We start from the raw sequence: 6364 nt of genomic DNA on the forward strand, positions 1-6364 counted from the left end.
CTAAACGCAGGCCTATACTCCTGTGGGGGGCTTCTGCACATACCTGAATAGCGCGCATGCTATACCTTGTTTTAAAGCTGATCTTACGTACAGGCCTGTGGGTGTTCTTCCGGAGGTTCGTGGTGCGCAACCGACATTTGATGCCGGCACGTGGTCCGCTGCTGGTCGTGGCCAACCACCCCAACACATTCATGGACCCGATCGTGATCGCCTCGCTGCTGTCCCAACAGGTATACTTCATCGCGAAGAGCACCGTATTCAGTTCGCCGCTGCATAACTGGCTCCTCTACCGCATGAACCTGATTCCGATTCACCGCAGCCAGGACAGGCCGGGCCAGCCGGTGGATAACGAAGCCGCCTTCAAGGCCAGCTACCAAGCCTTGAAGGCGAGCAAAACGCTCCTTATATTTCCGGAAGGCACTAGCTTTAATGAAAGGCGCCTGCGCAAACTTAAGACAGGTACTGCCCGGATGGCGCTGAGCGCTGTGGCGCAATTGCCTGAGGTGGCTGACCTGCAGATACTCCCGGTGGGCCTCAACTACTCCGACCCTACCCGTTTCCGGAGTGATGTGTTTGTGAACGTGGGAAAACCCATTGCCGTCGGCCCTTACCTGGCGCAGTACCAGCAGGATGATAAGGGCACCGTTAACGAGCTGACAGACCGCATCCGGCAGCAACTTGAGAAGCTGATCGTGGTAACACCCACCGACGACGAGGACACGCTTGTGCGACAGATAGAACAGGTGTACAAAGAAAAACTGGCAACCCAAACGCCCATAGAAGCGCCTCGTCACGTGCGCGACTTTCTGTTGACAAGAGCTATTATAAAAGGGCTGGCACATTTTCTGGAAACGCAGCCGACGCGGGTTGAGCAGTTTCGGGAGAAATTGCGCTCGTACACCCGGCAGCTTCAGGAACTGGACCTGCAGCGCCTCCCCACCGTGGAGGAAAACAACGTGCTGCTTCGTCAGACACTCGCCCGCACCCTGTTGCTGACCCTCACCATGCCGCTATACCTGTACGGGCTTATCAACAATTACCTGGCCTATATTATACCTTCCAAGGTAGCCAATGCGCTTACCGAGGAGCAGGAGTTCCGGGCACCGATCATGCTGTCGGTGGGCATTTTTTCATTTCCGATACTTTATGCGGTGCAGGCGGGCATCTTGTGGCACTTCTGGCCCAGCACTCTATACCTGCTGCTATACCTGATCAGCCTGCCCCTGTCAGGCTTTTTCGCGCTGCGCTACTGGAACACCTTAATGCGTGTGCGGGAGCGCTGGTTGCTGCTTCGTCTTTTTCTGAGTAACAGTCCAGTGGAGGAAAGCCTGAAGCTCCAACGCCAGGAGTTGATAAAGGAACTGGAAGGCGCCAGAAAAGAGTACCTCCACCAACAGACTGGCAGCCAGCAACTTGGATAAAATCACATCTTCTCCTTTTCATCTATACCTGCATAACTGTTCTGGAAAACCTGCATCTGGTACCAAAACAGGTCTTATCCGGTCTATTTCCACAAAAAAAGCTATCTAAATAGCACTAGTTCCGTAAACAGGATACTGAAATCTAATTTTACAGTATTACAAACAACAAGAACTATGAAAAAGACATTTGTAAACATGCTCGCGCTATCATTTGTAGCGGCAACTGTGGCAATGACCGGTTGTGCAGACACCACTACCACTGGTACTGATGCAACAGATACCGATATGGGCACAACCACCGGTACTACAACTACTGGCACAACCACTGGCACAACCACCGGTTCCACTACAGGCACAACCACCGGTACTACCACAGGCACGACGACAGGTACTACCACTGGTACGACTACCGGAACAACTACTGGTACGACCACAGGAACAACTACCGGTACGACAACGGGTACAACAACAGGAACCACGACTGGAACTACAACCGGTACTACTACGGGCACAACGACTGGTACTACAACCGGTACTACAACTGGTACAACAACAGGCACAACTACTACCGGCGGTACGACAGGCTCTACTACCGGAACTACCACAATGGGTACAGCTCCAAGATAGCAGGCGTTCTACTTCTGATCACATAAGCAAAAAGGCAAAGACCGGGAGGTGCTTGCCTTTTTGTTTTATTCAACCTTATACCTGAAGCATCATGAATCAACTGCAAGGATACCTCCGCAAGGTTTTTACAGTTGACCTTCGTGCACTGGCCATCATGCGGATCTGGGTAGCCGGCATCATCCTGACGGACCTGGCCATACGGGCAACCGATCTGGAGGCGCACTATTCCAATATGGGTGTGTTGCCGTTGCACGTCCTGCACCAGTTTGGCTGGAACCCCTACCATTTTTCCTTCCATACCTTGAGCGGACTCTGGCAGGTACAGGCCTTGCTCTTTCTGGTAGCGGCCATATTTGCAGTATGCCTGCTGCTGGGCTATAAAACCCGTACGGCCACCATCATCAGTTGGGTACTGCTCGTCTCGCTGCAAAACCGGAACACGTTTATCGCACAGGGTGGCGACGATCTGCTCCGCATGCTGCTCTTCTGGGGAATGTTTCTGCCGTGGGGCAAATTCTACAGCTACGATGCCACCAAATCTGAAGCTCCTCCGCTGCAGCAGACGACCTATTTCAGCGCGGCTACAGTGGCTTACATCATGCAGATCTTCCTGGTGTATTTCTGCACGGCTCTGCTCAAAAACTCACCGGAGTGGCACACAGAAGGCACCGCACTGTACTACGCGCTCAGCCTCGACCAGATCCTGATGCCTGTTGGCAAGCTAATATATCCTTACCCGGAGCTGCTGAAATTTCTCACGCTTAGCGCCTGGTATACCGAGCTGCTGCTTCCTTTTCTGTTACTGATCCCATTCTACAATCATGTATGGCGGCTCGTTGTCATAGGCGTGCTGTTTGTGTTCCACATCAGCATCAGCCTGACCCTGTTTGTCGGCTTGTTTTACCTCATCAACATTGCCTCCATCTCCGGTTTGCTCCCGCCACAGGCCATGAACTGGGCAGAGCGAAAGTTCTTCACATCCTTTAGAAGGCCTTTTTCAGGACAGTTCCAGCGCATCTTCAAAGGCTTCAAAAGTCCGGCGCAACTGCGGTTCGAGATCAGCATGCAGAAGTCATTGCTTTCTAAGAATCAGCTGCATTACGGCCGGGAGGGATTTGTGACTTTTGTACTGATCTACTGCATCTGGTGGAACCTGGCAGGGGCGACTACGCGGGTGCCCGCCATGACGAACTCCACCGCCTGGTTTGGCAACCTGCTACGCGTAGACCAGCGCTGGGGTATGTTTGCCCCGGCCGTTTTTAAGGATGATGGTTGGTATGTGTTGGAAGGCCATGCAGCCAACGGCCAACTGATTGACCTGAACCGGGAGGGAAAGGAAGCAGATTACGCCAAGCCCGCCTCCGTCATGAGCATGTTTAAGAATGACCGCTGGCGGAAGTACTCCGAGAACTACCTGTTTGTGAACTATGCTTTCCTGAGGCCCTACTACTGCAACTACCTGGTGCGCCGCTGGAACGAGGCGCATCCCCAAAACCCCATAGAAGAACTGCAGGTCATATACATGAAAGAGTATACCCAACCTGATTACCAACTCGTTACCCCACAAAAAGAAGTGCTCTGCATCTGCGCCAATCTACCGCAGTAGACCGATCGCACATACAGAGCACCGTCTAATTACTTACTTCGAATGTCAGCAGTCTTTATCGTCGCAGGCCAGAGCGCTACCTACAGCAGCGGCTACCAGGCCACCCAGCAGGTATAGCCCGACTGTCATAGCGCGGGTACTGTTAGTACGGTTGCTTGGGTCAGTGCCCAGGCCCATCGGACCGGGCAACAACACAGCGCCTGCCCCTGCCCCGGCTCCCAGCAGACTGCCGCGCAGCCAGGTATCTTTGCCGGCTCCGGCCAGACTGTAGTAAAGTGAGTTTGAAACCACATCGCCCACCATGGCCCAGGTACGCAGGGTATCGTCGGCAGGAGGCTGTGCACCCGCCTTCTTCATAATTTTTGAGATAGCCCGCATCCCCAGCACATCCATCCGTGGTGCCTCAGGCACAAGTCTGCGCAGCGTTTCGTGTGTGATCGTTAAAGCGACGGCCCCTGCCAGTCCGCTTACCAGTGCTTTGCTTATTTCCATAGTATTCGCTTCTTCATAGAGTTATTGAGATCGGTTGTGTTGCTATACGCGGAATTTATTTGTCTGCTATAGCCTCACGAAACAAAAAGCCGGGTTGATCACCCGGCTTTTTGCCATGTAGCTTTATCGTTGGGGCAACTATCTGTTGCTACCCAGGTTCTTATTCAGGTTTCTGTTCAGCTTGTCCTGCGAGCTCGCTTTTTTGGAGCCCATGTAGGTTGATTTGTTTTTGTTCATCGAGTTCATGGCTACCCAGCCTGCGCCCAGCGCCAGCAGGGAACCACCTACTACCTTTTGGGTAGTGCTCAGACCATTCACTTTGTTCATGGTGCTGTTGCCAAGCTCCTGCAACTTACCTGTCAGGTTGTTCAGGTTCTCTTTCTTGAACGTGTCCATCCAGTTCGACTTGCCTGAAGCAGAAGACTGCTGGCTGCTTCCGGATGCATTTCTGGAAGATGACTGGCTTCCGCTGTTATAGCCTGAAGCTGAAGAAGACTGGCTAGAGCCCATATTGGATGTATTTGATTGTGAGCTGCTCTGAGCTGATGGATTCTGATTCGATTGCGAATTCTTATTCGTTTTGTTTTCCATAGTTATGTTTGTTTTAATTAAACACATGCACACCCTATCATGCGTCCACAATTGGTCTTTTATGCAGGGTGTCAGACTTATATGTATCGGGTTTTAAGGCTTAGGGTTTCAGTCGCTCCTCATATTCCCCCGTGCGCACAAGTTCGACCCGCTATAATCATATGCGCGTCAGCAGGTTAGTAATCTCTCACAGCAACATCCGTGTGCTTATATGTGTCATACCTGACTATACCTGTACCTGTGGGCTTAAATGCTTGACCTTCTTCTACAGCTGATAGGCCTGCAGTTTTTTCAAGTCTTCTTTCAATTCGGGACGGTCTTCCTCCTCCACACCCTGCAGCGCTACACGGGGTTGATAGAATTGCAGGATATCCAGCCGCAGTGCCGGGCTTGCGTACTTGAAATCAGATTTGGCAAGTTTGTGCAGCAGCTCAGCATACGTTTCATCGGTAAGTTTGTAGTCGCCGGGTTTTGTGGGCTCTCCTGTGTCGAGCTGCCTATTGGCCAACTTTAGCTGGTCCTGTTGCCGGAGCTGCTTTAGGAGTTTTGCGTAATTTTCGACGGTGGTGTTAAAGCTGTGATAGAATAGTTTTTCGGCCTCAGGGGTCGGCGGCTTAAAGGCAAGCGTCTGGAACGGCCCTAATTTAGGAAGCACCTTAATGATCCAGGCGGCGAAGCGGGCGAATATGTTGGGTCTGTCATAGTCTGTGCCCCAGGTCTGGTTGAACTCAGCGCGCTTCATGTGGTAGTGAAACTTACGGCGGGTTATACCTGGGTTTGCCTCCTGTATGTCGCCTTTTTTTGCCTGCCAGGCGGCTTTGGTCAGGTCAGGCAAAAAGCTGCGGATGGTATAGCGGTAAGTCCCGATTGCCAGTGGCACGTTCATGAACACATCGTTCAGCTCAAGCCCGTACGTCTCCAGAAAGGCACGCTCCAGCAACTCTTTCGACACCTTGAACCCGATAAAAGCATGGTATTCCTCGGGAGCGTAATTGCCTCGCGCCACCTGCAGCACATCAAATCCGAATTCTGTTTTAATATGCGATGCGGCATCCTGTGCGTAGGTCACTTCTTTTCCATACTCCGCTCCAACCTTCGGGTATACCAACGCCACCGCCTTGTTGGTGCCAAGCGGGTGCCCGTGTATATCGGCATTGTAATGCGACAGGGCGCCAAGCGCAAAGCCGTATTCCTCTATCGTGGTAGAGGATTCGATGAGGTTTTCTACAAAATCCCCGCTGCGCACATAATGCGTCAGGTCGGTGAAGAAGGTGTTGCCAAACGGAAAGTAGCCCATGTCCTGCACAATGGAACCGCCATAGGCATGTGCATGAGCCTTTTGCATGTCCTCGTCCGTAGCCTTGGGAAAACGCTTGCGCAGCAGCGGCTCCATAGAGTCCTTCCAGGCGGCATCGATAATGGCCTGGTGCGTGAGCACGCCATAGGCGCGCGCAGTAGTCGCCGTCAGTAACAGGTATAGGAACAAAGCCAGGAAGCCTGACTTTGAAAGGGTGCGATAGGTCATGATTGTAGGTTGCACTAAACCTTCGGTAGAGGGTTTTTAAAAAGCAGCGGATAAGCGTTACCTTCTGATTCACACTTAACTCTTACATAAGATGAAAAAAAA

Annotated in this window: 6 protein-coding genes; 3 read left to right on the forward strand and 3 right to left on the reverse strand. The window is 52.1% G+C overall.

The features are described from left to right. Positions 1 to 56 precede the first annotated feature (56 nt). The 3 genes from L1278_RS18375 to L1278_RS18385 all read left to right on the forward strand — a co-directional run bounded on the left by L1278_RS18375 (position 57) and on the right by L1278_RS18385 (position 3654). Positions 57 to 1421 (forward strand): lysophospholipid acyltransferase family protein, encoded by a 1365-nt coding sequence (locus L1278_RS18375; protein ID WP_253406481.1) that lies wholly within the window; start codon positions 57 to 59, stop codon positions 1419 to 1421. Between the two features lie 174 nt (positions 1422 to 1595). Further along, a complete protein-coding gene (locus tag L1278_RS18380; RefSeq protein ID WP_253406482.1) occupies positions 1596 to 2048 on the forward strand; it encodes a hypothetical protein in 453 nt (150 codons plus the stop codon). 91 nt (positions 2049 to 2139) lie between these two features. Beyond that, positions 2140 to 3654 carry an HTTM domain-containing protein gene (locus L1278_RS18385; protein WP_253406483.1) on the forward strand — a complete coding sequence of 505 codons (1515 nt, stop codon included), beginning with the start codon at positions 2140 to 2142 and terminating at the stop codon, positions 3652 to 3654. A gap of 45 nt (positions 3655 to 3699) precedes the next feature. Here L1278_RS18385 and L1278_RS18390 read toward each other — a convergent pair whose 3' ends face one another. The 3 genes from L1278_RS18390 to L1278_RS18400 form a co-directional block, all read right to left on the reverse strand. Further along, positions 3700 to 4146 (reverse strand): hypothetical protein, encoded by a 447-nt coding sequence (locus L1278_RS18390; RefSeq protein ID WP_253406484.1) that lies wholly within the window; start codon positions 4144 to 4146, stop codon positions 3700 to 3702. 138 nt (positions 4147 to 4284) lie between these two features. Beyond that, positions 4285 to 4737, reverse strand: coding sequence for a hypothetical protein (locus L1278_RS18395; RefSeq protein ID WP_253406485.1), 453 nt, complete (start codon positions 4735 to 4737; stop codon positions 4285 to 4287). A gap of 265 nt (positions 4738 to 5002) precedes the next feature. Then, positions 5003 to 6262 carry a zinc dependent phospholipase C family protein gene (locus tag L1278_RS18400; protein ID WP_253406486.1) on the reverse strand — a complete coding sequence of 420 codons (1260 nt, stop codon included), beginning with the start codon at positions 6260 to 6262 and terminating at the stop codon, positions 5003 to 5005. Positions 6263 to 6364: the final 102 nt, after the last annotated feature.

The organism is Pontibacter sp. HSC-36F09, assembly GCF_024171605.1.
Taxonomy (GTDB): domain Bacteria; phylum Bacteroidota; class Bacteroidia; order Cytophagales; family Hymenobacteraceae; genus Pontibacter.

Excerpts from the sequence above, each read along its gene's own strand:
- L1278_RS18375 (WP_253406481.1), top strand. The coding sequence starts at position 57 with ATGCTATACCTTGTTTTAAAGCTGATCTTACGTACAGGCCTGTGGGTG.
- L1278_RS18380 (WP_253406482.1), top strand. The coding sequence starts at position 1,596 with ATGAAAAAGACATTTGTAAACATGCTCGCGCTATCATTTGTAGCGGCA.
- L1278_RS18385 (WP_253406483.1), top strand. The coding sequence starts at position 2,140 with ATGAATCAACTGCAAGGATACCTCCGCAAGGTTTTTACAGTTGACCTT.
- L1278_RS18390 (WP_253406484.1), bottom strand. The coding sequence starts at position 4,146 with ATGGAAATAAGCAAAGCACTGGTAAGCGGACTGGCAGGGGCCGTCGCT.
- L1278_RS18395 (WP_253406485.1), bottom strand. The coding sequence starts at position 4,737 with ATGGAAAACAAAACGAATAAGAATTCGCAATCGAATCAGAATCCATCA.
- L1278_RS18400 (WP_253406486.1), bottom strand. The coding sequence starts at position 6,262 with ATGACCTATCGCACCCTTTCAAAGTCAGGCTTCCTGGCTTTGTTCCTA.